Here is a 22568-nt window from a genome sequence, read left to right as displayed (position 1 = left end):
CCTGCGGAACTGGCGCCCCACGGACCGGGCAGCCCGGCTCCCTCTCGTCGTCCGGGGCTGATGCGCCGCACCAGTACGATCGACGCCACCTGGTCCGACGGGATGGGTAGCGAGACGATCCTCGACGGCCGGGCCCGCGATCTGTTGACGTCGGCCGACGGAACCGCCTCGGTCGTCGCCGAGGCCCGGATGCGGGACGTCCTCGATCCCCGGCGGCTGATCACGGAGATCTCCACGGCACCCGAACTGGTCCTGATCAACAGCCTCCTGAGCCACTCCCGCATGGGCGGACACCGTGCGCGCCTCGCCGAGGCGGCGGCCCAGGATGTGTCCGCTGCGACACCGCTCCACCTCCTGCTCGACGACCTCCCGGTGCCAGGGCTGGTCTCCGGCGCGGCGTTCCGGCCGTGATACGGCATGCAGCGCTATCTGGCGGGCAAGGGCGACATCCGGCGCAGAGTCGTGGCCGGGGTGTGCGCCGGATACCAGGAGGGTTCGAGCGCGCTGGCGCCCGACGGCACCCTCCGGTGGGAGCAGCGTCGAGAGCGGGCCGTCGAACTCGACGCCGTCGACGACGACTTGGCCTGGCATGAGGTGGTCGACCACCGCGATGTCTCCATGCGCCGTGCCCGGCGTCTGGATCTGTGGGCGAGTGGGAACACGGTCCACATCGACGCGTTCTTCCAGGACTCCTCGACACTCCCCGAGGGCGGCCGGCAGGCCATCCACGAGTACGCCCTGGCCGCGGAGGCCGAAGCGGCCGACTTCGCCCTGCGGTCGGTCCGGCCGGTCCCCCGGGTGCTTCCCTACCGCGAGTGCCCGCTCGCCGTTCCGCACACGTCCCGCCTCATCGGTGCCCCGCTCGGGGAACTCCGTCCCAAGGTTCTCGGCGAGTTGGCCGGCATCGCCGGCTGCACCCACCTCAACGACATGCTGCGCTCCCTCGCCGACGCACCGGCGCTCGCCACTGCGCTCGGATCCTTCACCGGCCGGTCGTGATCGGAGGGCAGCCGACAGACGCCGTAGGATTCACGCTATGGGGACGGCCGACGACAACAGCGGTGCCGAGGCGGGCAGTCACATCGACCGGCGACGCAGCAAGGCCCGGAAACGTCCCAGCGAGACGTATCTGCGCAGACGCGCGGAGCTTGAGTTCGCGGCGACAACTGTCATGCGCCGCAAGGGATTTCACGACATGACGTTACGCGACGTGGCCGAGGAGCTCGGCACGGACCGCGCCAGCATCTACTACTACGTGGCGGGCAAGGAGGAACTGCTCGCGGACCTGGTGCACCGCGCCCTCGTCGAGAGCGACGAGGACCTGACGAAGGTGTCGGCGTCCGAGCAGTCGGCGGCCGACAAGCTACGGGGCGGAATCAGGGTGCTGATGAAGCACTACGACCGCCACTTCCCCTACCTCTACATCTGGGTGCACGAGGACCTGTCCCGGTTCGAGGGAGTGAAGCAGAGCGACCTGGAACCGATCATCGACCTGTCCCAGCGTCAGTTCGAGTTCATCGAGGGGTTCGTCCAAGAGGCGGTCACATCCGGCGAGTTCACGACCACACTTCCCGTGGGGGTCGTAGCGCAGTCGATCATCGGTCTCGTCGCGTGGACCTTCCGCTGGTACGAGCCCGGTCGGACGCTCTCGGCCCAGGATCTGGCCGACGGCCTGGCGGACATCGCGCTGTCCGGACTCGTCACCCGGCCGGCGCCGTGAGCGACGGCGGCTGCCAGGGCGGGGACACCGGGAGTACGTCGACGGTGCCCCGGCTTTCCTCGAACGTGACGCCCACCTGGTCGAGGACGGGTTGCAGTTTCCGGGCGGCCCAGGCCTTCCGTTCGAAGAGCACCTCGGTCGGGAAGTTGCCCTTCGCGGGCTCGTAGTCGCGAAGCAACGCCCGTGCCACCGAGGAGAGATGGAGTTCGGTGACGCCGTCGGCCATCCCCTCGTGCAGGGCGAGCGCCATGTACTGGCCGAACCGCATCACGTTGGACACACCGATGGAGCCGTGCAGATGGACGGCGCGGACGGTGACGTCCTGCGCGATCTTGGCCATGGCCGCCTTCACGGCAGAGATCATCTTGCGGCCCTCGCGGCCGTGCTCGGCACGCTGGTCGAACATCCACGCCGTGTAGAGAACCAACAGCCGGAATTGCTGGTACTCGATGAAGCTCCGCGCGAGGTCATGCTGAACGGCCTGCTTCTGCGCGATGACCTCGCCGTACGACTCCCGGCTCAGGGCCCGCTCTCCCATGAGGTCGAGCATGTGCTTGACGTGGCCCACCGTGCGCTGGGCGTGGTGGAGCCGTCCGCCGCCGAGCCGTGACTGCGCGACCTTGAAGCCCTCCCCCACCGGGCCGAGGCGCGCGCTGTCCGGTACGCACACACCGTTGAAGCGGAGCCATGGATGTCCACCGCTGCCGGGGCTGTCGCCCCAGAGTCCGACGTTGCGCACCACCTCGAAACCGGGCGCGTCGGTGGGCACGATGAACATCGTCGCGCGACCGTGCGGAGGCGCATCCGGGTCCGTCACACACATCACGATCATGAACGCGGCGTGGTTGGCGTTGGAGGCGAACCACTTCTCGCCCGTGATGACCCAGTCGTCGCCGTCCCGCACCGCCCGCGTACGGAAGTTGGTCGGATCGGAGCCGCCCTGCGGTTCGGTCATCGCGTAGCAGGAGAAGACGTCGTTGGCCAAAAGGGGCTCAAGGTACGTCTTCTTCTGTTCGTCCGTGCCGAACATCGCGAGGATCTCGGAGTTCCCGCTGTCGGGCCCCTGGCAGCCGAAGACGACCGGTCCGAACGACGAGCCGCCGAAGTGCTCGTTGATGTAGGTGAGCTTGACGGCCCCGAACCCCTGACCGCCGAGATGGGGCGGCAGGTGGGCCGCCCACATGCCCTGCGCCCTGACCTCGCCCTGCAGTTGCCTGACGACCTTGCGGAGGGCGTGGTTGCCGATGTCGTAGGCGGCGTCGATGTCGTAGTCGTAGACGTACTCCAAGGGGCGGATGCGGTTCGCCACGAAGTCCGACATCCAGTCCAGCCTCTTCTGGAACTCCGCGTCGATCGAGAAGTCGACCATGCCTGTCCTCCGTCGTTGCCAACTCACTTTTAATGAGGATACTCTTCTCGTCAACGCCGCGTTGATAGATTCCGTCACGCCGGAGGTTCCTGGGGTCATGACCGTCGATGAGCTCGACCGTGAACGCCTCGCCGCCTGGCTGGCCGGCCAGTCCCTCGTGGACCGGCCCGAGGCACTGGTCGTCGACCCGATCAGCGGCGGCAACCAGAACATCGTGGCAAGGCTGGGCGACGGCACGCGCCGGATGGTCCTGCGGCGCCCGCCGCGCATCGTCCCCGACGGCCGCGATGCCGCGATGGAACGCGAGTTCCGGCTGCTGACCGCACTGGAGGGGACCGATGTCCCGCACGCGACGCCGTTGGCGCTCTGCACCGATCACGACGTTCTCGGGGCGACCTTCTATGTGATGTCGGAGGTCGACGGCTGGTCCCCGGCAGCCTCGATGTTCTGGCCGGAGCCGTTCGCACCCGAACACGGTGTCGCACCTCGCCGCCGGCTCGCCCTCGAACTCGTCCGTGGACTCGCGACCCTCTCGGCGGTCGACTGGCAGGCACGCGGCCTCACGGGCTTCGGCAGACCGGACGGCTTCCACGAGCGACAGGTCGACCGGTGGACCGCGCACTGGGACCGATTCCGCTTCCGTGACATCCCCGGTCTCACCGAAGCGGGCGACTGGCTGCGCGAGAACATCCCGTCCCGGTGGACCCCCGGCATCATGCACGGCGACTACTCGTTCCTGAACGTCATGTTCCGGCACGGCCCCGAACCGGCGCTCGCCGCCGTCGTCGACTGGGAGATGGCGACGATCGGCGATCCCGTCCTCGATCTGGCCTGGCTGATGAGACAGTGGCCGGCGCGCGCCGAGGACGTCCACAGCAGGTACGTCGACTACACGGGGATGCCGCTCCGGGACGAAATGGTCGACATCTACCGCGAGTTGACCGGGAACCCGCTCGACCACTACCGCTACTACCAGGTCCTCGCGAACTTCAAGCTCGCCATCGTCCTCGAAGGCGGCTACGCCCGCTATCTGAAGGGCGAGGTCGACAATCCGAAGGTCGCGCACTACAACGACTCGATCCTCGACGCGGGACGGGTCGCGGCGGAACTCGTCGCCGGAGCGTAGGCGCGATGAACCGCACTCCGACCTCGTGCGAGGCAGCGGTCCCCACCCTCAGCAGGCCGGAGGCACCCACGTGAGTGACACGCTGCTCGTCAACGACATCGGCTCGGTCCGTGTCCTCACGATGAACCGGCCCGAGGTACGCAACGCGCTCGGCGGCGAGTTGATCAGCGCCCTGTACAGGGGACTGCTCGACGCGGACGCCGATCCCGACGTACACGCCGTCGTACTGACCGGCGCCGACCCAGCGTTCTGCGCCGGTGTGGATCTCAAGCAGGCCGCCCGTGAAGGGGAGGCCTACTTCCGTCGGCATCGCGAGGAACCCTGCGTCCAGCAGGTGGCGCGGATGGCCACTCCGGTCATCGGTGCCGTCAACGGCGCCACGTTCACGGGCGGGTTGGAGATCGCGCTCGGGTGCGACTTCCTCGTGGCCTCCGAGCGCGCGGTCTTCGCGGACACGCATGCCCGAGTCGGAGTGCTGCCCGCCGGTGGGATGACCGCACGGCTGCCGGGTGTCGTCGGGCAGGCGTGGGCGCGCCGCATGTCGTTCACCGGCGAGGTCGTCGGCGCGGCCCAGGCCCTGCGCATCGGGCTGGTCACCGAGGTCGTCGCGCACGACGCACTTCTCGGCCGCGCGCTCGAACTCGCCACCGCCGTGAGCGAGACACCGCGCGAGACGATGCGCGCGCTCAAGCACATCTACCAGGAGGGCGGCGCGCCGACGATCGGCGCCGCACTCGCCGTGGAGCAGTCGGTCTCGCAGTCCAACCGGCCCGACCTCGGCCTGCTCGACGACCGGCGCGCCACGGTGATGGCCCGCAACCGGGACCAACTACGGGGCTGAGGAGACACCACGTGCAGGTCGACGGAAGACTCGACGGCGGACTGGCCGAAGCGCGCGCCGCCGCGTCCACGCTGGAGGAACTCGGTTACGACTCCGCGCTCGTCCCGGAGGTGGCCCACGACGGGCTCCTCCCGGTCGCGTTGGCCGCGGACGCCACCAGCCGGATCACCCTGGGAACGTCCATCCTCGTGGCGTTCGCCCGCAGCCCGATGAGCACCGCGGTCGCCGCGTGGGATCTGCAGCGGTTCTCCGGTGGGCGCCTGCAACTCGGCCTGGGCTCCCAGGTGCGCCCCCACATCGAGCGCAGGTTCGCCATGCCCTGGTCCCGGCCGGCGGAGCGCATGCGTGAGTACGTCGGCGCGCTGCGCGCCATCTGGCAGGCGTGGCAGGAGGGAACCGCGCTGGACTTCCGCGGCGACTTCACCCAACACACGCTGATGCCACCGAGGTTCGACCCGGGTCCGCTCGACGTCCCGCCGCCCGCCGTCTTCGTCGCGGCGGTCGGGCCACGCATGACCGAGGCCACCGCCGAGGTCGCCGACGGGCTCATCCTGCACAGCTTCACCACCGCGCGGTACATGCAGGAGGTGACCCAGCCCGCCATCGACCGCGGACTCGCCGTCGGGGGCCGGGACAGGAACGGCTTCGAAGTGCGGGCCAGCCCGTTCGTCGTCGCCGCACCGGACGGACCTGATCGGGAGCGGGCGATCACCGCGGTCCGCGAACAGATCGCCTTCTACGCCTCCACCCCGTCGTACCGCCCCGTGCTCGACCTGCACGGCTGGGGCGAACTGCAGACCGACCTGCGGGAACTGACGCGCCAAGGCCGGTGGACCGAGATGAGTACCCTCATCGACGACGACGTGGTCGACGCCTTCGCGATCGTCGCGGAGCCGGACGGGCTCGCCAAGGCGATCCACCGGCACATCGGCGGCTACGCCGACCGGGTCGGGATCACGCTCCCGCCCGGTTCGGATCCCGACTGGCACGCGGACGTCGTCCGCGCCTTGAAGAAGACCGCCGCGGTTCGGCGGTCATCGGACATCCCGTAGGGAACCCGGGTCAGCCGAACCGAAATATCCACCCAGGTTCGCAGCAGACCACACCACCTGAATCACACTTTTAATGTACCGTCTGGCCTAGTAAACAAGTTGAGCATAAGCGAAATGATGCCAGGGGCCTGATTCTCCGCTGGTGCGACCCGAGGCAGTCTGAATTCGGGCACAGTCATGTAAGCAAATCCTCGACAGATCAGGTGGGGAGAGAAGTAATGTCACGTCCACCGGGTCACGGGCCGGGTTTCGAGGCCAGACGTCGGAAGATCATCGACACCGCGGCGTCCCTGTTCGCGCAACAGGGCTAAGCGGCGACCTCCATCAACGACCTGGGCCGCGCGGTCGGGCTCGCCAAGGGCGCCCTGTACTACTACATCGGCTCCAAGGAGAACCTGCTCATCGAGATCCAGTCGCGGGTGCTCGGCCCGCTGCTGGCCCGCGCCAAGGAGATCGCGGCCCTCGACGAGGTCCCGCTGCTGCGGCTGCGGCTGCTGTCCGAGTCGCTGCTGACGAGCATCTTCCACAGGCTCGACCACATCTGGGTCTACGAACACGACTACCGCAGCCTCACCGGTGACCACCTCCGCACCCTGCTTGCCCAGCGCGCCGAGTTCGAAGGGCTGGTCAGGGCACTGTTCGCAGAGGCCACTCGGCAAGGCGGCTTCCGTACGATGCCGCCCCGGCTGGCTACCCTGCAGTTCCTCAACCTGCACAACCACACCTACCAGTGGGTGAAGCGGGACGGCCAGTGGGACGCAGCGCAGTTGTCGCGCGAGTACTGCGACACCCTGCTGCGCGGCTTCGGCGCACCGGAGGCCGATCTGACGGATGTGGAGGAGAAGACGGCGGCATTCAAACGCGACTGCCCCTACCTACTGCTGGACCCCGAGGCGAAGTGGGGGCCGATCCACGTGGCGAGCTGACCGGATCCACGGTGTCACGCTGTCAGAACGCACTTCTGACGGCAGCGAAGGCCGTCAGTTCACGGGCGGTGTCCGGCCCGCTGGGCGTGTAGATGACCTCGCTGAAGCCCTCGCCGACGAGGTGCCCGACGCTCCGTCGGATGCTGTGAAGGTCACCGACCATGGTGGTGTGATCGATGTGCTCCAGCAACGCACGGTCGCGCTCAGGCAGGTGGGTGACGTGGCCTTCGAAGGTCCGCAGATGGCGTGACCCGGCCGGTTCGAGCGCCTCGACCGTGTCCCGCCACTGCCGGCCGCCCGGCAGGGCGTCCACGGCCTCAGCGCCGCCATAGGCGTAGGCGTTGTGCCAGTCGAGGACCCGCCACGGTCCGATCGCGCGGCGCACCCGGTCGCTGCCCGGGTTTTCACCCGTGTCCAGGACGGTACCGGACACCAGGGTCGCCGTGGGGAGGTCGGGGTGGACGGGCCCGATGACCCCGTCGGCGATCTCGGCCGCCAGCTTGGCGCCGCGTGGCCCGAACGCGCTGAGCCACAGGGGAACGTCCACCGGGCGCGACTGCGTGAGCCCGTCCGCGTGGAGCATACGCACGCTCTTGCCGTTCACGAGCGTCGTCCCGCCCGCCAGGAGGTGGCGCAGCGCACGCACGTAGGCACCCAACTCGCCCAGTTTCATGGGCGGTTGTCCAGCCGTCAGGCGGGCGGTGAAGCCGGTGCCGAAGCAGGGCCGGAACCGCCCGCCGGACAGCCGAGCGATGGTGGCGATCGCCGAGGCCATCGCCATCACGTCGCGTTGCGTCGGGATGAGCACGGCCGTACCGAGCCCGATACGGCTGGTGCGTTGAGCGGCGAGCGCCAGGTGGACGAACGGGTCTTCCCACAGGGGTGCCGAGTCGTAGATCCATACCCGCGTGTATCCGAGTTGTTCGGCCAGCACCGCGAGATCGGCGAAGTCAGGTCCCGGTGGCAGCCCGCACGACAGCTCGAACTCAGTCACGAGGCAGCTCGAAACCGCTCAGCAGTACGGCGTTCGACTCGGCCGCGGCCTGCCGCAAGGGCCTGGCCGCGGCGTAGGAATCGGAGTCGTACCAGGCCTGGGCCGCTTCGACCGACTCGAATTCGAGGATGACGGTGCGGTTTCCGTGCCATTCGCCTTCCAGCACCCGGGGTTGTCCGTCGACGACCAGGGGCCTGGCCCCGCTCTGTGCCATGGAGGGTGCCGCGGCCTGGCTGTACGCGGCCATCCCCTCGCTGTCCTTGATGGCTTCGGTGACGACGACGTATCCCTTGGGCATCGAATTCTCCTTCAGGTCAAGCAGGTTGAAGATCTCTCGCACGGGCCCCGAGCCGGGTCGGACGGGCAGCGGGCAGCGTTCAGTCGCTCTGCGCTTCCACGCCGTCGGACGGCCGGTAGAACGTGGCGAGGAGGGTCAACGCGGCACCCGTGCCCGCCACCACCGCACCCACAGACCACCAGACACCGGCACTGTCGAGTCCCAGCGCGTTGTCCAGCGACCACGCGCCCGGGCCGACCGAGGCGACACCTACGGCCACGAGCCCGACGAGCAGCACGTACTCGCAGCCGCCCTTGAAGACGAAGTACCCCTTGCCCCGGTGGTCTGTGAGCGCGGCTACGAGCATCAGGCCCACGTAGGCGGTACAGGCCGCACCAGTCAGGAGACCGAAGCCGAGCAGTACTCCCGCGACGATCTCGGTGCCGGCGGCGAGCCGTGCGTGCAGCCACGCCGGGCGCAGCCCGAGCGAAGCGAACCAGGAGGTCGTACCGGCCAGTCCACCGGACCCGAAGGCCTTGTTCACCCCGTGGGCGACCAGCATCAGCCCGAGAGCCAAGCGGATCACCAGCATGCCTAGGTCATGGGCCATGACGATCCCCAGCTCCCTGTCTCAATTCGCTTGGGGCGCGGACTCTTCGAATCACCGCAGGCCCCACGGTCTCCGCCGTCGAGCCCGCCCCCGTCCCCTCGCTCGGCCTCGCGCCTGACGACGCCCTCGGCAGACCCGCCGCCGTTGGCACGGCGAGGACAAGGTCCGTCCGGAGAAGACGACGACCGGCTACGTCGTCGCTCCCGGCTCCCTCATGAGGGGGCCGGTCGACGATCGGTCTGCGGCTCGGCCGCGATCAGGCGCTTTCGGTGACCGGGGCGAGTTTCCGGCTCTTGTCGAAGTGCACGACGTCGGCCAGGGTGCCGCCCAGGATGGCCGCACGGTCCGCGTCGTTGACGCCCTCGAAGTTCTCCGCGATGCACTCGGCACTGCTGCGGAAGGTGCCCTCCGCGTGCGGGTAGTCGTTGCCCCACATCACCGTCGACAGGCCAGTGATGTGACGGGCCTTGACCGCCGTGGGGTCGTCCGCGAACTGCACGTGGATCTGGCGCCGGACGTACTCGGTGGGCTTGAGCGGGTAGGGCCACTTGTCGTTGATCGCGAACAGCCTTCCCATGGAGGGCTGTTCGGTCGCCGGACGGTCGTCGTCCCAGAAGCCCAGCCACCAGTCGGGGTCCTGGCCGGTGCCCGTCTTCCACGCCTTGTCCATGTAGCCCATGAAGGAGACCAGCCAGCCGGCCGTGTACTCGATCAGGTTGAAGTGCAGGTCGGGGAAGCGCTCGCACACCCCGCCGCCGACCAGGCTGGCGATGATGCCCTGCGGACCCGCCACACCGGCGCCGGCCGCGAAGCCCATGGTCCGGCCCGCCACCATGTCGTCGGTCAGGTTGCCCTTGCCCATGTTCATGGACGTCATCAGCCCCCGGACGGTCTGCGCCGTCCCGGAGATCTCCTCCTTGACCTTCACCCCGCCGGTGGCCACGTGGATGAAGACCGGCAGGCCGTGCGCCTGGGCGGCGGCCCAGATCGGGTCGTACTCCCGCGCGTAGTACGGCAGCGGCGGGATCTCCGGCAGCAGGATCGCGCCCAGTCCCAGCCGCGCGATCCGCTCGATCTCCGCCACGGCCGCGGGGACGTCCGTGATCGGGATCGCGGCCGTGGGGCGCAGCCGGTCCTTGTAGGGGAGGTAGCGCTCGACGAGGTAGTCGTTCCACACCCGCGCGTGCGCCATCGACAGCTCGTGGTCGTCGGTGAACAGGACGAACAGCGAGAGGTTGGGGAACATCACCGAGGCGTCCACGCCGTCGAAGTTCATGTCCCGGATGATGTGGTCGGGATCGCCGTCCGGGGTCTCCCCGCCGGTCTGGCGGTACTTGGAGATGGTCCAGCCGTCGAACCCGATGGTGTGGAGCTTCTTGAACTCCGTGTGCCCGCCCGGCACGATCGGCTCGTCGAGGGTGAACTCCTCTTCCCAGAGGGCGCGTTCACGCAGCTGCCTGGGCAGGCGGGTCTTGAACAGATCGACCGGCTCGATGATGTGCGAATCGCCGGACACGACAAATTCCTTGAACACAGGCGGTACCTCTCTTCGAACTCCGTCGTCCGTAGCCAGAAGGCCGACCCCCAGATGCCACCCAAGTTAGCTGTACCGACCGGTCCAGTCAATAATTCAGCAAATGGAAAACCCGGCGGATGCGACCTCCAAGGCTGACACTCAGCTGACATATGACCGACTGGTCTATTCCTTCCCTCTGTGCTCATTCCATTCAGACCGAGGCGTCTCGCGGACAGCCGGTCGGACACCAGGACGGACTTCCGCGTGCCGGCGAGGAAACGGCTGCTGACGCACCTGACATCTCGCTGACGGCTGTGGATTCCGCAGACCGACCGGCGCGACGAGCGGGCACTCTCCCGAGTGCGAGGTGCAGCCCTCTGCACCACCGGGCCCGGAACACGCTCCACCGCGTTCAGACTCCGCGGCATGGGGCATCGGCCTCTGTACGTTCCATCGGGTGACGGAGGCCCCAATGACCGGCCCTTATCGGCTGTGAACGTCTAGTCGTCCTGCGTGGAGGCCGACAGGCCACCGTCGACGATGATGTCGACCCCTGTCACGAAGCTAGCCCCGTCCGACAACAGGAACGCGGCGACGGCTGCGACCTCCTCGTAGCGGCCGGTACGGCCCAGGGGCGTGGCCTGGATGAACTGTCGTACCGACTCATCCCGCGCCGCCTCCAACCGGGTCTGCGGGGAGTCGATCGCGCCCGGCGAGACGGAGCAAACGCGTGCGCCCAGCGGCCCGAGTCGTACCGCCTCGGCGCGGGCCAGGCGCTGCACTCCGTACATGGCCCATGGGTATGCCCACGCGGGATCCTCGACGGCCGGGCCGATCGCTTCACGGATGCGATCGAGGAATCCCTCCCGCGCCGGGTTCTCCAGGACGGCCGCGACCACCGGATCGGGTTCGACGTGAGCGATCAGCGGAGACACCGAGGCGCAGTACACGAAGGCCGTGCCCGCGGTGGCCAGGGGGCGGAGCGCCTCTGCAAGCAGTGCGCTCCCGACGAAGTCCACCTCGATGATCTCGCGCCAGTCGGCGTCCTCCGGCGCCACGCTCTCGGCATGCGCGACAGCCCGCAGCGTGCCGAACTCCCGGACCCGTCCGGCCAACCGGAAGTAACAGTCGCGGTCGGTGACATCCCCTCCGACCGCTTCGACGATGGCTCGCTTCCCGGAGCCGGCCAGATCCTTCGCGACCACGGCAGCCGCCGCCTCGTTCCGGTCGGCGAGCAACAACACGTCGACCATGTCGGCGAGGTGTCGCGCACATCCCTCACCCGTCCCCTGACCGACACCGGTGGCGACCCCTACCGTGGTCATGCGCAACTCCTCACTGAAAAAATGCGCCCTGGGACGAGTCCCCCGCGATCAGGGATGTCCGGGTGGGCCGCCTGTTGTACCGCCTGCCGGGGCCGGCCTCGTACCGCCCGCTCTTCGCGCTCCAACGTACCGCTTGGTCAAGCGGACCGGGCGATCTCCCGGAGTCCCCCGACCGTGCAGGCACGCCCATCTGGGGACCGCTTGCCCGCGTTGGCAGCGAGCCGTCCTCCGTGGTCCTGGCAGCGGGCCAAGAGGGTGGGGTGCTCCTGCCGGCCGCTATCCCGGGGTGCTGTCTTCGGTCATGGCCTCGGTGCCGATGACGTTGAGGAGGTTGAGCCGGTCGGCGGCTTCGCTGCCGGTGGCGGCGGTATAGGCGACGATGCGCAGATCGTTGCCGGGAGTGACGAGCACGTCGCAGTCGAAGGTGAGTGTGCCGATGTCGGGGTGCTGGATGGTCTTGGTGTCCGACTCATGGATGCCCACGATGCCCGTGTCCCACAGGCGGGTGAAGTCGGTGCTGATATCCCGCAGGTCCTTGATCAGGGAGTGCAGGCCGGCATCGGCGGGGTAGCGGGCGGTGGCCGCCCCGAGATCGGCGACCACGGCCGCCTCGAACCGGGCCTCCTGCTCGGGAGTGTGGCTGACCCGGCTCGGCAGACCGGCGAAGTGCCGCCAGACGATGTTGCGCTCGCGTCCGCGCAGAGCGGATGCGTCTCCGAACAGGGCGGCCCACAACGGGTTCCACAGCATCAGATTCCATGCGGCGTCATGCACGCTCAGCGGTGAGCCGTCCAGTTGGTCGAGCAGCCTTCGGACCCCCGGTGGGATGTGCGCCGACAACTGCCCGGGGCCCGGCGCCGGCTGGCCCGCGAGGAGATACAGGTACTCGCGCTCGGCTGCCGACAGCCGCAGGGCGCGGGCCAACGCGGACAGGACCTGCGCGGACGGGGAGGTGGCCCGGCCCTGTTCAAGACGGGTGATGTAGTCCACCGACAGACCTGCGAGCTGCGCCAGTTCCTCGCGGCGCAGCCCGGCGGCTCGCCGTACTCCGCCCGTGGGCAGCCCGACAGTTGCGGGGGCGATCCGGTCCCGCCAGCCGTGCAGGGCTCTGCCCAGTTCCCTGGATTCGCTCATCGGCCCAGCATCGCGGTGCTGCACCCGCACAGCCTGGTACTGCCAGTCCACCGGCTGAGGCGGGCACTGTCTGCCCCGGCGTGGCGCGCGGAGGGTGGAGGCGTCGCCATCCCACCGAGCACGGAGTGAACACATGACCACCACATTGATCACCGGAGCGAACAAGGGCCTGGGTTTCGAGGCCGCCCGGCGCCTCATCGAGGCCGGGCACACCGTCTACGTCGGGGCACGGGATACGCACCGCGGCCGGGAGGCGGCCGAGAAGCTCGGCGCGCGCTCCGTTCAGATCGACGTCACCGACGAGGACTCCGTCAAGGCTGCCGCCGAATTCGTCCACGCGGACGCCGGCCGTCTCGACGTCCTGGTCAACAACGCCGGGATCGTGGGCGCGCGCAAACCGGTCGGCGAGGTCACCGGGGCCGACATGGCGACCACGTACGACACGAACGTCTTCGGCGTCGTGCGGGTCACGCACGCCTTCCTGCCGCTGCTGGAAGCGAGCGACGCCCCGGTCGTCGTCAACGTCGGCAGCGGTCTGGGCTCGCTGGCGGCGACCTCCGACCCAGCCGGGTGGAGTTCCACGTGACGGCGCTGGACTACAACTCCTCCAAGACCGCGCTGGTCATGATCACCGCGCAGTACGCCAAGGCTTTCCCCGCCATCCGGTTCAACGCCGTCGACCCCGGCTACACCGCCACCGACCTCAATGGCCACACGGGAACCCAGACCATCGAAGAAGGCACGGAGATCATCGTCAGCATGGCCTCGATCGACTCCGACGGCCCGACCGGCGGTTTCTTCGACAGGACCGGCCCGGTCGTCTGGTGACCAGCGCGGCGCCGAAGCGTTGGTGACGAAGGCCCAGCGGATGGGGCGCGGCGTAGAAGGCTTCCGCATACCGGTCGATGGGAGGGGCAGCCGAACCGGGTTCTGGATCGAGTGATCGCGGCGGCGCCTGAAGCCAGGGCCCTCGGTAGCTCGGGATCGGGAAGCCACTCGAGCACCCACGAGCCCCTGCTGTCGCAGTCCTGCCTGACCACGTCTGTCGCGTCCGACTCCCGGCAGTCCGAGCATCGACGGCACAGCCGCTTCCCCGGACGAGACGAGCAGACGGACCGACACACCTCTCCCACTCGCAGGTGGAGTTCATGCCCACCCACCTCGAACCACACGATCACGTTCGGAAAGCGGAGGCTTCTGACGGAGCGAGCCTCGCACCATCACACGAGGGGATGTAATGCGTATACTCAATTGCCTTCACCTTGACTAGACTGAACCCGAGTACGCAACGGCGCTGGCAGTTCCGCCTTGCGACGCCACGACGGAAGAGCGCAGGCGTGACGGAGGCAGGGGAATCCATGGATCGTCGTCCGCAAGATCACCGAAGCGCGACAGTGCGAGCACACGGCACTTCAACGGCCTTGCCCCGCCGCCGAGTCCCAGGCCGGTGCGCACGCACACCACACTCCCCAGGCGCCTTCCGCTCCACGGCGGCCCTCCGCGTTCCGGGGTGGGGTCATGAGCATCCGTGACGAGTCGGTCCTGCCGGGTCTGCCGCTCGCCGGACGTCGCGTGGTGGTGACCGGGGCGGCAGGCGGAATCGGTGCGGCGGCCGTGTCCGTGTTCCTCGCGGCCGGAGCGCGCGTCGTCGGCCTGTTCCACTCGACGCCGCCACCGGACGAGCTCAAAACGCGATGCGACTGGCTGGCCTGTGACGCACGCTCCCCCGACTCGGTCACCACCGCTTTCGAGCAGGCTGTCGCAATCCTGGGCGGCCTCGACGCGCTGCTCAACGCTGCGGGCATATGGCTGCCAGGCACGCCGGAGTCGCTGTCCGGCGACGAGTTCGACATGATCATCAACGCCAACCTGCGGACCACGGTCCTCACCAACCAGGCCGCGTTCGAGCACATGCGGCACACCGGCGGACAGATCATCAATCTCGGATCCAGTGAGGGCGTGCGCGGCAATCCGCTGGCTCCGCACTACGCGGCAGCCAAGGCCGGCGTCCACGCCTGGACGCGTTCCGTGGCCTCGGCCTGGGGGAGATTCGGGATCACCGTGAACGCGCTGGCCCCGGCAGTGCAGACGCCGGGTGCCGACCGGCTGTGGGACCACCTGGGCGAGGAACGCGCTGCGGCATTCAAGCAGAACCTGCGGACGGCCATGCCGCTGAGGGGTGCGCTCGGCGATCCGGAGGCCGACCTCGGGCCGGTCATGGTGTTCCTGGCCAGCAGCGGGGCGCGGTTCATGACGGGCCAGTTGATCGCCGTGAACGGCGGCTTGCTGATGCTCGGCGCCTGATGCCACCGGCGAGAGAAATAAGTGCACTTCTTTATTCAAACGGTTCAGACGAGTGATCAGCTACCTGACGACTTCGCATTGGATGTACCCATGAGCCACGTCGGCGAGAGCGAGCACCGTCGTCCATCGGTCGGCCTTGAGCACTTGAGCCTTCGGGAGGAACCGCTGCCCGTCTTCGCCGCAGCCGCCGCTGCGGGCGGAGCCGACAGCATCTGCCTGAGCGTCAATCACCCGGATGTCCGCGACCGGAAAACGCTGCGTGAGACCTTGGCGCGGCTCGAGGCGCTGAATATCCCGGTGGCCATGGGAGACGGATTCATCCTCAGGGCCGGGGGCGACTTGGACGACCTCAGACGTCAGCTCGACGTTCTCTCGGAAACACGCACCCCGTCGGCCAACGCCTGCGCGTTCGAGCCCGATGAAAAGGTGGCGCGTGACCCGGCCGTGGTGGCAGATCTCCTCGGCGAGTTCTGCCGAATTGCACGAGCCGCCCAGGTGGACGTGCTTCTGGAATTCACGCCACTCTCACATGTACCGTCCCTCGCGGCGGCAGTCGGACTGCTGAAACAGCTCGACCAGCCGAACCTGAGAATCCTCCTGGACACCCTCCACCTCGTACGAGCCGGAGAGGGACCGGCCGATCTCCGGGAGATCGACCAACAGCTCATCGGATACTGCCAGTTGAGCGACGGCCTCCTCGCGTCCGAGAGCCTCTCGGCCTACCTGGAGGAAGCCATCAACGACCGCCTCGTTCCCGGACACGGGGAGTTTCCCCTCGTGGAGATTCTGTCGCTCATCCCCCGAGAAGTGACCATCAGCGCCGAAGTGCCGCTCCGGCGCCTCGAACAAGCTGGAATCCCACCGCACGAGCGCGCTCGTCGGATCCTCGAAGGCAGTCGCCAGCTCGTGGCCGAAGCCTGGGCTTGAGCCGGCCGTTCAGGCAGCAGCTCGGCAGATCGGCCCCAGAGCGTTCGCCGGGCTAAGCGGTCGTGCGCGAGACCGGACCGACCGGCAGAGAGGCCGGTCGCAACGCTCGTACGCGTTCCTTGAGGTCGGTCGGGGCACGGTCCCTGCCGATCCGTTCGGCGATCACGGTCGCCGACATCGGCGGGGCCTGCTTCAACAGCTCCCGGATCTGCGGCTCGACCTGGCCGCCGGGTGCGATACCGGTTTCCGGGCCGCTGCTTGCGCCTTACTTGTTCGGCGCTTTGCGATCGGAGGAACTTTTCGTTGACTTCCGTACATCCAATGCGCACGGTTTCTTCACGCGTGTGAGGGTGGCGAGGTATCTGAAGATTAAAATATGTAACGTAGGGTCCAATCATGCACGGCCTGAACGATTCGACTCCTTCCCCCAATTCTCCTTGTCTCGCCGATTTGGCGAACCTGATCCGATTGCCCGCAGCTCTCAGCGTTCCCGGCGACATCCTTGCCGGTGCTGTAGCGGGGGGTGGCACGCCCCGGCCCCGTATCGCCGCCACGATGGCGTCGTCCGTCGCTCTTTACTGGTCCGGAATGGCGCTCAACGACTACGCGGACGCGACGGTCGACGCGGTGGAGCGTCCCGAACGTCCCATACCCTCCGGTCGAGTTGCCCGCCGCACCGCGCTGGTCACCGCGTGCGGGCTGACGGCCGCCGGTCTCGGCCTCGCCGCCCTGGCCGGCGGGCGGCAGGCGCTGGGTGTGGCGCTCCCGCTGACCGGACTGGTGTGGGCGTACGACCTGCGCCTGAAGTCCACACCCGCCGGTCCCGCCGCGATGGCGGGCGCACGAGCACTGAACGTGCTGGCCGGAGCGGAGTCCGGCCACCGGGGCGCCGCGGTGCCGGCCGCCCTGCTGGTCGGCGCGCACACCTACACCGTCACGGCGCTGAGCCGCCACGAGGTGTCCGGCGCACCGCGCGCTGTGCCCGCCGCCACGCTGGCCGGCAGTACGGCAACCGCCTTGGCCGCCGCGGCACTTCCCGGTCTACGTCGCGGCGGCGGGGCGGCGCGGGTCGGCGCTGCTGTTGGAGCGCTCGGCTATCTCGCCTCCTACGGCACGGCGCAGGCGCGGGCCGCGCGCGAGCCGTCGGCCGCGAACGTCCGGCAGGCTGTCGGCACCGGGATCCTGTCGTTGATGCCCCTCCAGGCGGCGCTCACCGCCGGCGGCGGGGGCGCGGGGCTGGCCGGTGTCCTGGCGTTGGCGCATCCGTTGGCGCGCAGGCTCGCCCGGAAGGTGTCGCCCACGTGAGCCCGATACCCGGTCCCGGGAGGCGGCTCCGGTTCGGCTTCGGGACCAACGGGTTCGGCTGCCACCGGCTCGACGACGTGCTGAGCGTGCTCGCCGACCTGGGATACGACTCGGTCGGCCTCACGCTCGACCACGGTCACCTCGACCCGTTCGCCGCCGACCTGCCTCGGCAAGTCGCCCGTCTCGCAGGGCGGTTGGACCAGCTCGGCCTGGCCGTGATGGTGGAGACGGGGGCACCGTATCTGCTGCACCCGTGGCACAAGCACGTTCCCACGCTGATGTCGGCCACGGGCACCGGGCGGCGCATCGAACTGCTGGCGCGTGCCGTGCGCATCGCGGCCGACCTCGGCGCCCCGGCCGTCCAGCTGTGCAGCGGCCCGGCACCCGAGGGTATGGCGGAGGAGGAGGCATGGAAGCGGCTGACCGCCGGCTGCGAAGAAGTCCTGCGCATCGCCCAGGAGCACGGGGTGGCGCTGGGGTTCGAGCCCGAGCCCTACATGTTCGTCGACACCGTGGAACGCGTTGTGGACCTGCGACGCCGGCTCGGTGAGCCCGACCTGTTCGGCATCACGCTCGACGTCGGTCACGCCCACTGTGTCGACAACCTGCCTCTGCTGGACTGTGTCGAACTGGCGGCGCCGTATCTGGTGAACGTGCAGATCGAGGACATGCGGCGCGGCGTGCACGAGCACCTCGAACTCGGCACGGGTCAGATCGACTTCCCGCCCGTCCTGGCCGCCCTGAAGACTTCGGGCTACCAGGGACCGGTCTCGGTGGAGATCCAGGGTGCGTCCCTGAACGCCCCCGAAGTCGCCCGCCGCTCCCTGGAGTTCCTCAAGGCCGCCGAGCCGGTCTGACGCCGCGGCGCCGCGTCACTTCGCCCCACACAACCAACTCGCCACACCCACAAAGTCGTTGTCGAACACGCATTCCAAAAGGAGGCATGCGCGGTGGCCCCACACATCCTTACCGCCCTCGACCACCACCTCACCCCGGAGGCGCAGCGCTGGCTGACGGATGCCTTCGCCCGCGTCGGCGACGACCCGGCAGCGGTGCGCACCGTCTTCCCTGCTGTCGGCCGGCACTGCGGGCGCGGACCGCTCGCCGCCGGCTGGACGGTGGCGGACGCCGCCCGAGCCCGGCTGCTCGCCGCCCTGCCGCTGCGCGGAGCGGCACTCGCCGAGGAGATCACCGCCCTCCACCGGTACGGCGACAGCGCCGAACAACGGGCAGTGCTGCGTTCGTTGGCGCTGCTGGAGGACTCGGACGCCTCGTTCGCCGACCTGGGGCTGCCACTCGTGCGTGCGGCGCTGTGGGGCAACGACACGGACCTGATCGAGGCGGCCCTCGGCCCGTACGCCGCGCGGCATCTGGATGAGGATGCCTACCGGCACGCCGTACTGAAGTGCGTCTTCTGCGGTATCCCCCTCGACCGGGTGGCGGGCCTCACGGAGCGCGCGGACCGTGAACTCGCCCGCATGCTGGCCGACTTCGCCCATGAGCGGGTCGCAGCCGGCCGTGACGTGCCCGCCGACGTCTGGCCCGTCGTGCGCGCCCATCCCGGCGCGCTGGAGGCCTCGGGACTGCCCGGGGAAGTCACCTCGTCCTCGTCCGACCGTCGAGCCGCCGCCGTAGCGGCGCTCGCTGCCTTCACCGGAGCTGCATGATGCGTATCTTCGACCCCCACATCCACATGACCTCACGCACTACGGACGACTACGAGGCGATGTACGCGGCCGGTGTCCGGGCGGTGGTGGAGCCGTCGTTCTGGCTGGGCCAGCCCCGCACCTCCGTGGACAGCTTCACCGACTACTTCGACGCGCTGCTCGGCTGGGAGCCGTACCGCGCCGCGCAGTTCGGCATCCAGCACCGCTGCACGATCGCCCTCAACCCGAAGGAGGCGAACGACCCGCGCTGCGCGGGGGTGTTGGACGTACTGCCGCGCTACCTGGCCAAGGACGGGGTGGTGGCCGTCGGTGAGATCGGCTACGACTCCATGACGCCCGAGGAGGACGAAGCGCTGGCCCGTCAGCTCGAACTCGCCGTCCAGCACGGCCTGCCGGTTCTCGTCCACACCCCGCACCGTGACAAGGCCGTCGGCACCCGCCGCACCCTCGACGTGGTCCGCGAGTCCGGCATCCCGCCCGAGCACGTCCTCGTCGACCACCTCAACGAACTCACCGTGTCCATGGTCGCCGACAGCGGCTGCTGGATGGGTTTCTCCGTCTACCCGCACACGAAGATGAGCGAGGACCGCATGGTGCGGATCCTCCAGGAGCACGGCACCGGGCAGATGCTCGTCAACTCGGCCGCCGACTGGGGGCGCAGCGACCCCCTCAAGACCCGGAAGACCGCTGACGCGATGCTCGCCGCCGGCTTCGACGCCGACACCGTCGACCAGGTCATGTGGGGCAACCCGGTGGCCTTCTACGGTCAGAGCGGGCGACTGGACCTGGAGGACGTCAAGCCGGACGAGACGGCCCTGTTCGAGGGCAACTCGGTCAAACGCGGCGGAGAGTGAGGCCGCCGTGCGTTTCCGACACACCGACGGTACGACCGTCCACCTCGCCTACTGCAGCAACGTCCACCAGGCCGAGGACCTCGACGGAGTGGTCGCCCAACTCGCCGCCTACGCCGAGCCCGTACGGGAAACGCTCGGCGTCGATCTGCTCGGCATCGGCCTGTGGCTGGCCCGTGACGTGGTCACCGAACTGTCGGCCCGGCCCGAAGCCGTCCAGCGTCTGCGGACCGAGTTGACCGCACGCGGACTGGAGACCGTCACCCTCAACGCCTTCCCCTACGGCGGTTTCCACCGCGAGGTGGTCAAGAAGGACGTCTACCTGCCCGACTGGACCGATCCCGCCCGCCTGCGCTACACCGTCGACTGTGCCCGGGTGCTCGCCGGGCTGCTGCCCGACGACGCGCGGCGCGGCAGCGTCTCGACCCTGCCCCTGGCCTGGCGCACCCCCTGGCCGACCGCCGCACGCGACACCGCCCGCCGGGCCCTGGACCAACTCGGCGCAGAACTGGCCCAGTTGGAACGCGAAACGGGCCGCGCGATCCGGGTCGGCTTCGAACCCGAGCCCGGATGTGTGGTGGAGAACACCGTCCAGGCCGCCCGGGAACTCGGGGGACTGGACCCCGAGCGGCTCGGCATCTGCCTGGACACGTGTCATCTCGCCGTGCAGTTCGAGGAACCGGCGCAGGCGTTGCGCCGCCTCGCCGACGCCGGCCTCCCGGTCGTCAAGGTCCAGGCGTCCAGTGCCCTCCAGGCCGACGATCCAGCCGACCCGGCCGCGCGCCGAGCGCTCGCCCGGTTCGTCGAACCCCGCTTCCTCCACCAGACCCGGACTACCGCACCCGGTGGCACCGTCACCGGCGTGGACGACCTCCCGGACGCCCTCGCCGGGGAGCTGGACCCCGCGTCCGCCTGGCGGGTCCACTTCCACGCGCCGCTGCACGCCGAGCCCGAACCGCCGCTGCGCACCACCGCGGACGAACTGACCAGCGCCCTCGGTGAGTTGCTCGGCGGCCCGCACGCTGTCTGCGACCACGTCGAGGTCGAGACCTACACCTGGTCCGTCCTGCCCGAGCACCTGCGACCGCGCGACCGCGAGGGTCTCGTCGCGGGCCTGGCCGCCGAACTCGCCTGGACCCGCGACCGGTTCGAGGAACTCGGCCTGCATCCCTTGTCCCTCACGCGAAAGGAGCCCGTCTCATGACGAGACTGGTCGTTATCGACATCGCCGGCCTCACCCCCCGCCTGCTGCAGCACATGCCCGCCGTCTCGGCCGTCGCCACACAGGGTTTCCAGGCCCGGCTCAACCCCGTGCTGCCCGCCGTCACCTGCTCGGTGCAGTCCACCCTCCTCACCGGCGTACCGCCCGCCGAGCACGGCGTCGTCGGCAACGGCTGGTACTTCCGCGACCTGGGCGAAGTCCTGCTGTGGCGCCAGCACAACGCCCTGGTCGGCGGCGAGAAGCTGTGGCAGACGGCCCGCCGCGCCAAGCCCGACTACAAGGTCGCCAACGTCTGCTGGTGGTACGCCATGGGCGCCGACGTCGACCTCACCGTCACCCCGCGCCCCGTCTACTACTCCGACGGCCGCAAGGAACCCGACTGCTACACCTGGCCGCCCGCCCTGCACGACGAACTCACCGACCGGCTCGGCCCGTTCCCCCTCTTCACCTACTGGGGCCCCAACGCGAGCATGCCCTCCAGCCAGTGGATCCTGGCCGCGGCCCGCCAGATCTTCGACGAGCACCGCCCCGACCTGACCCTGGTCTACGTTCCCCACCTCGACTACGAACCCCAGCGCTCCGGCCCCGACTCATCGCAGTCGGCCCGCGAGGCCCGACGGCTCGACGACGCGCTCCGCCCCCTGCTGGACCACTTCCGGCGCGAGGACGCCACGGTCGTGATCCTGAGCGAGTACGGCATCGCGCCGGTCTCCCGCCCGGTCGACATCAACCGCGCGCTGCGCCGGGCCGGGTTGCTCGACGTCTACACGCAGGACGGCATGGAGTACCTCGACCCGTGGACCTCCCGCGCCTTCGCGGTCGCCGACCACCAGGTCGCCCACGTCTACGTCCGCGACCCCGCCGACACGGACGCGGTGGCGGACATCGTCGCCGAACTCCCGGGCGTGGAGCAGGTGTTGGACGAGAAGGGCAAGGCGTTCCACGGGCTGGACCACGAACGCTCCGGGGAACTGGTCGCCATCGCGGAGTCGGACGCCTGGTTCACGTACTACTACTGGCTGGACGACGAACGCGCCCCCGACTTCGCCCGCCAGGTCGAGATCCACCGCAAACCCGGCTACGACCCCGCCGAACTCCTCTACGACCCCACCGTGCCCGGCGTGAAGGCACGCGCCATCGGCCACGTCGCCCGCAAGAAGGCCGGCCTGCGCTACCGCATCAAGACGGTCCCCCTGGACCCCTCCGGTGTGCGCGGCAGCCACGGCCGCCTCCCGCAGGACCCGCAGGACAGCCCCGTCCTGCTGTGCTCTCAGCCCGGTCCCGCACGCGACGAGATCGACGCGACCGACGTCAAGGACCTCCTCCTCACCCTCGCCGGCATCACCACCCCCTGACACAGGAGTCCCCCACATGCACTCCACCGACAGTCCGCCGCCACCTC

At 69.1% G+C, this 22568-nt stretch carries 22 protein-coding genes and 2 pseudogenes; 17 read left to right on the top strand and 7 right to left on the bottom strand.

Translation table 11 applies throughout. The features are described 5' to 3' along the window. Positions 1–60 precede the first annotated feature (60 nt). Genes AC31A1_RS14540 through AC31A1_RS14530 form a run of 3 tightly spaced genes read left to right on the top strand, consistent with a single transcriptional unit; the run spans position 61 to position 1720 of the window. A complete protein-coding gene (locus AC31A1_RS14540; RefSeq protein WP_489653703.1) occupies positions 61–411 on the top strand; it encodes a hypothetical protein in 351 nt (116 codons plus the stop codon). A gap of 6 nt (positions 412–417) precedes the next feature. After that, on the top strand, positions 418–999 hold the full coding sequence (locus AC31A1_RS14535) for a DUF2889 domain-containing protein (RefSeq protein WP_489653702.1): 582 nt from the start codon (positions 418–420) through the stop codon (positions 997–999). Between the two features lie 37 nt (positions 1000–1036). Then, positions 1037–1720, top strand: coding sequence for a TetR/AcrR family transcriptional regulator (locus AC31A1_RS14530; RefSeq protein WP_489653701.1), 684 nt, complete (start codon positions 1037–1039; stop codon positions 1718–1720). On the opposite strand, the gene AC31A1_RS14525 is transcribed toward AC31A1_RS14530, so the two are convergent. Beyond that, the gene (locus AC31A1_RS14525; protein WP_489653700.1) at positions 1701–3089 is read right to left on the bottom strand and encodes an acyl-CoA dehydrogenase family protein; all 1389 of its coding nucleotides are present in this window, start codon (positions 3087–3089) and stop codon (positions 1701–1703) included. The two genes, AC31A1_RS14530 and AC31A1_RS14525, sit on opposite strands and share 20 nt — an antisense overlap. 97 nt (positions 3090–3186) lie before the next feature. Between AC31A1_RS14525 and AC31A1_RS14520 the strand changes: the two genes are divergently transcribed. From AC31A1_RS14520 to AC31A1_RS14500, 5 genes and pseudogenes are all read left to right on the top strand, one after another. Then, positions 3187–4215 (top strand): phosphotransferase family protein, encoded by a 1029-nt coding sequence (locus AC31A1_RS14520; RefSeq protein WP_489653699.1) that lies wholly within the window; start codon positions 3187–3189, stop codon positions 4213–4215. A 70-nt stretch (positions 4216–4285) separates the two neighbouring features. Then, complete coding sequence (locus AC31A1_RS14515; protein WP_489653698.1) at positions 4286–5056, top strand: enoyl-CoA hydratase; 771 nt, start codon at positions 4286–4288, stop codon at positions 5054–5056. An 11-nt stretch (positions 5057–5067) separates the two neighbouring features. After that, positions 5068–6108 carry a TIGR03617 family F420-dependent LLM class oxidoreductase gene (locus tag AC31A1_RS14510; protein WP_489653697.1) on the top strand — a complete coding sequence of 347 codons (1041 nt, stop codon included), beginning with the start codon at positions 5068–5070 and terminating at the stop codon, positions 6106–6108. Positions 6109–6431: 323 nt separating this feature from the next. Further along, positions 6432–6506: pseudogene (locus tag AC31A1_RS14505) on the top strand (TetR family transcriptional regulator); the annotation flags it as partial. Positions 6507–6527: 21 nt separating this feature from the next. Continuing rightward, positions 6528–7034: a TetR-type transcription factor C-terminal domain-containing protein gene (locus AC31A1_RS14500; RefSeq protein WP_489653696.1), complete on the top strand. Its 507-nt coding sequence runs from the start codon at positions 6528–6530 to the stop codon at positions 7032–7034. 22 nt (positions 7035–7056) lie between these two features. Here the strand turns inward: AC31A1_RS14500 and AC31A1_RS14495 are convergent, their stop codons facing one another. The 6 genes from AC31A1_RS14495 to AC31A1_RS14470 all read right to left on the bottom strand — a co-directional run bounded on the left by AC31A1_RS14495 (position 7057) and on the right by AC31A1_RS14470 (position 12890). Continuing rightward, positions 7057–8028: an LLM class flavin-dependent oxidoreductase gene (locus AC31A1_RS14495; RefSeq protein WP_489653695.1), complete on the bottom strand. Its 972-nt coding sequence runs from the start codon at positions 8026–8028 to the stop codon at positions 7057–7059. After that, complete coding sequence (locus AC31A1_RS14490; RefSeq protein WP_489653694.1) at positions 8021–8326, bottom strand: DUF1330 domain-containing protein; 306 nt, start codon at positions 8324–8326, stop codon at positions 8021–8023. Before AC31A1_RS14490 ends, AC31A1_RS14495 begins: the two co-directional genes overlap by 8 nt. Positions 8327–8405: 79 nt before the next feature. Beyond that, positions 8406–8915, bottom strand: coding sequence for a DoxX family protein (locus AC31A1_RS14485; protein ID WP_489653693.1), 510 nt, complete (start codon positions 8913–8915; stop codon positions 8406–8408). A gap of 256 nt (positions 8916–9171) precedes the next feature. After that, positions 9172–10431, bottom strand: coding sequence for an amidohydrolase family protein (locus tag AC31A1_RS14480; RefSeq protein WP_489653692.1), 1260 nt, complete (start codon positions 10429–10431; stop codon positions 9172–9174). Positions 10432–10931: 500 nt separating this feature from the next. Then, a complete protein-coding gene (locus AC31A1_RS14475) occupies positions 10932–11756 on the bottom strand; it encodes an SDR family oxidoreductase (protein ID WP_489653691.1) in 825 nt (274 codons plus the stop codon). Between the two features lie 276 nt (positions 11757–12032). Further along, positions 12033–12890: a helix-turn-helix transcriptional regulator gene (locus AC31A1_RS14470; RefSeq protein WP_489653690.1), complete on the bottom strand. Its 858-nt coding sequence runs from the start codon at positions 12888–12890 to the stop codon at positions 12033–12035. Positions 12891–13023: 133 nt separating this feature from the next. Between AC31A1_RS14470 and AC31A1_RS14465 the strand changes: the two are divergent. The 9 genes and pseudogenes from AC31A1_RS14465 to AC31A1_RS14425 all read left to right on the top strand — a co-directional run bounded on the left by AC31A1_RS14465 (position 13024) and on the right by AC31A1_RS14425 (position 22521). Continuing rightward, positions 13024–13718 (top strand): annotated as a pseudogene (locus tag AC31A1_RS14465) (SDR family NAD(P)-dependent oxidoreductase). Between the two features lie 690 nt (positions 13719–14408). Beyond that, positions 14409–15194, top strand: a complete 786-nt coding sequence (locus AC31A1_RS14460) for an SDR family NAD(P)-dependent oxidoreductase (protein ID WP_489653689.1) — start codon at positions 14409–14411, stop codon at positions 15192–15194. 90 nt (positions 15195–15284) lie between these two features. Next, the gene (locus AC31A1_RS14455) at positions 15285–16121 is read left to right on the top strand and encodes a sugar phosphate isomerase/epimerase family protein (RefSeq protein WP_489653688.1); all 837 of its coding nucleotides are present in this window, start codon (positions 15285–15287) and stop codon (positions 16119–16121) included. A gap of 396 nt (positions 16122–16517) precedes the next feature. Further along, the gene (locus AC31A1_RS14450; RefSeq protein ID WP_489653687.1) at positions 16518–17426 is read left to right on the top strand and encodes an SCO3242 family prenyltransferase; all 909 of its coding nucleotides are present in this window, start codon (positions 16518–16520) and stop codon (positions 17424–17426) included. Next, positions 17423–18283: a sugar phosphate isomerase/epimerase family protein gene (locus AC31A1_RS14445; RefSeq protein WP_489653686.1), complete on the top strand. Its 861-nt coding sequence runs from the start codon at positions 17423–17425 to the stop codon at positions 18281–18283. The genes AC31A1_RS14450 and AC31A1_RS14445 overlap by 4 nt, the downstream gene beginning before the upstream one ends. 93 nt (positions 18284–18376) lie before the next feature. Then, a complete protein-coding gene (locus AC31A1_RS14440; protein WP_489653685.1) occupies positions 18377–19093 on the top strand; it encodes an EboA domain-containing protein in 717 nt (238 codons plus the stop codon). Beyond that, positions 19093–19947 carry a TatD family hydrolase gene (locus AC31A1_RS14435; RefSeq protein ID WP_489653684.1) on the top strand — a complete coding sequence of 285 codons (855 nt, stop codon included), beginning with the start codon at positions 19093–19095 and terminating at the stop codon, positions 19945–19947. The genes AC31A1_RS14440 and AC31A1_RS14435 overlap by 1 nt, the downstream gene beginning before the upstream one ends. A 7-nt stretch (positions 19948–19954) precedes the next feature. Then, positions 19955–21148 carry a metabolite traffic protein EboE gene (gene eboE, locus AC31A1_RS14430; protein WP_489653683.1) on the top strand — a complete coding sequence of 398 codons (1194 nt, stop codon included), beginning with the start codon at positions 19955–19957 and terminating at the stop codon, positions 21146–21148. Then, positions 21145–22521 (top strand): alkaline phosphatase family protein, encoded by a 1377-nt coding sequence (locus tag AC31A1_RS14425; protein ID WP_489653682.1) that lies wholly within the window; start codon positions 21145–21147, stop codon positions 22519–22521. The genes eboE and AC31A1_RS14425 overlap by 4 nt, the downstream gene beginning before the upstream one ends. The last annotated feature ends 47 nt before the right edge of the window (positions 22522–22568 follow it).

The organism is Streptomyces sp. P5F9, assembly GCF_057961495.1.
This window is presented reverse-complemented; position numbering and strand designations above follow the sequence as displayed.

Coding starts and splice junctions, on each gene's coding strand:
- AC31A1_RS14540 (WP_489653703.1), top strand. CDS start 61: ATGCGCCGCACCAGTACGATCGACGCCACCTGGTCCGACGGGATGGGT.
- AC31A1_RS14535 (WP_489653702.1), top strand. CDS start 418: ATGCAGCGCTATCTGGCGGGCAAGGGCGACATCCGGCGCAGAGTCGTG.
- AC31A1_RS14530 (WP_489653701.1), top strand. CDS start 1,037: ATGGGGACGGCCGACGACAACAGCGGTGCCGAGGCGGGCAGTCACATC.
- AC31A1_RS14525 (WP_489653700.1), bottom strand. CDS start 3,089: ATGGTCGACTTCTCGATCGACGCGGAGTTCCAGAAGAGGCTGGACTGG.
- AC31A1_RS14520 (WP_489653699.1), top strand. CDS start 3,187: ATGACCGTCGATGAGCTCGACCGTGAACGCCTCGCCGCCTGGCTGGCC.
- AC31A1_RS14490 (WP_489653694.1), bottom strand. CDS start 8,326: ATGCCCAAGGGATACGTCGTCGTCACCGAAGCCATCAAGGACAGCGAG.
- AC31A1_RS14485 (WP_489653693.1), bottom strand. CDS start 8,915: ATGGCCCATGACCTAGGCATGCTGGTGATCCGCTTGGCTCTCGGGCTG.
- AC31A1_RS14475 (WP_489653691.1), bottom strand. CDS start 11,756: ATGACCACGGTAGGGGTCGCCACCGGTGTCGGTCAGGGGACGGGTGAG.
- AC31A1_RS14470 (WP_489653690.1), bottom strand. CDS start 12,890: ATGAGCGAATCCAGGGAACTGGGCAGAGCCCTGCACGGCTGGCGGGAC.
- AC31A1_RS14460 (WP_489653689.1), top strand. CDS start 14,409: ATGAGCATCCGTGACGAGTCGGTCCTGCCGGGTCTGCCGCTCGCCGGA.
- AC31A1_RS14455 (WP_489653688.1), top strand. CDS start 15,285: ATGAGCCACGTCGGCGAGAGCGAGCACCGTCGTCCATCGGTCGGCCTT.
- AC31A1_RS14450 (WP_489653687.1), top strand. CDS start 16,518: ATGCACGGCCTGAACGATTCGACTCCTTCCCCCAATTCTCCTTGTCTC.
- AC31A1_RS14435 (WP_489653684.1), top strand. CDS start 19,093: ATGCGTATCTTCGACCCCCACATCCACATGACCTCACGCACTACGGAC.
- AC31A1_RS14425 (WP_489653682.1), top strand. CDS start 21,145: ATGACGAGACTGGTCGTTATCGACATCGCCGGCCTCACCCCCCGCCTG.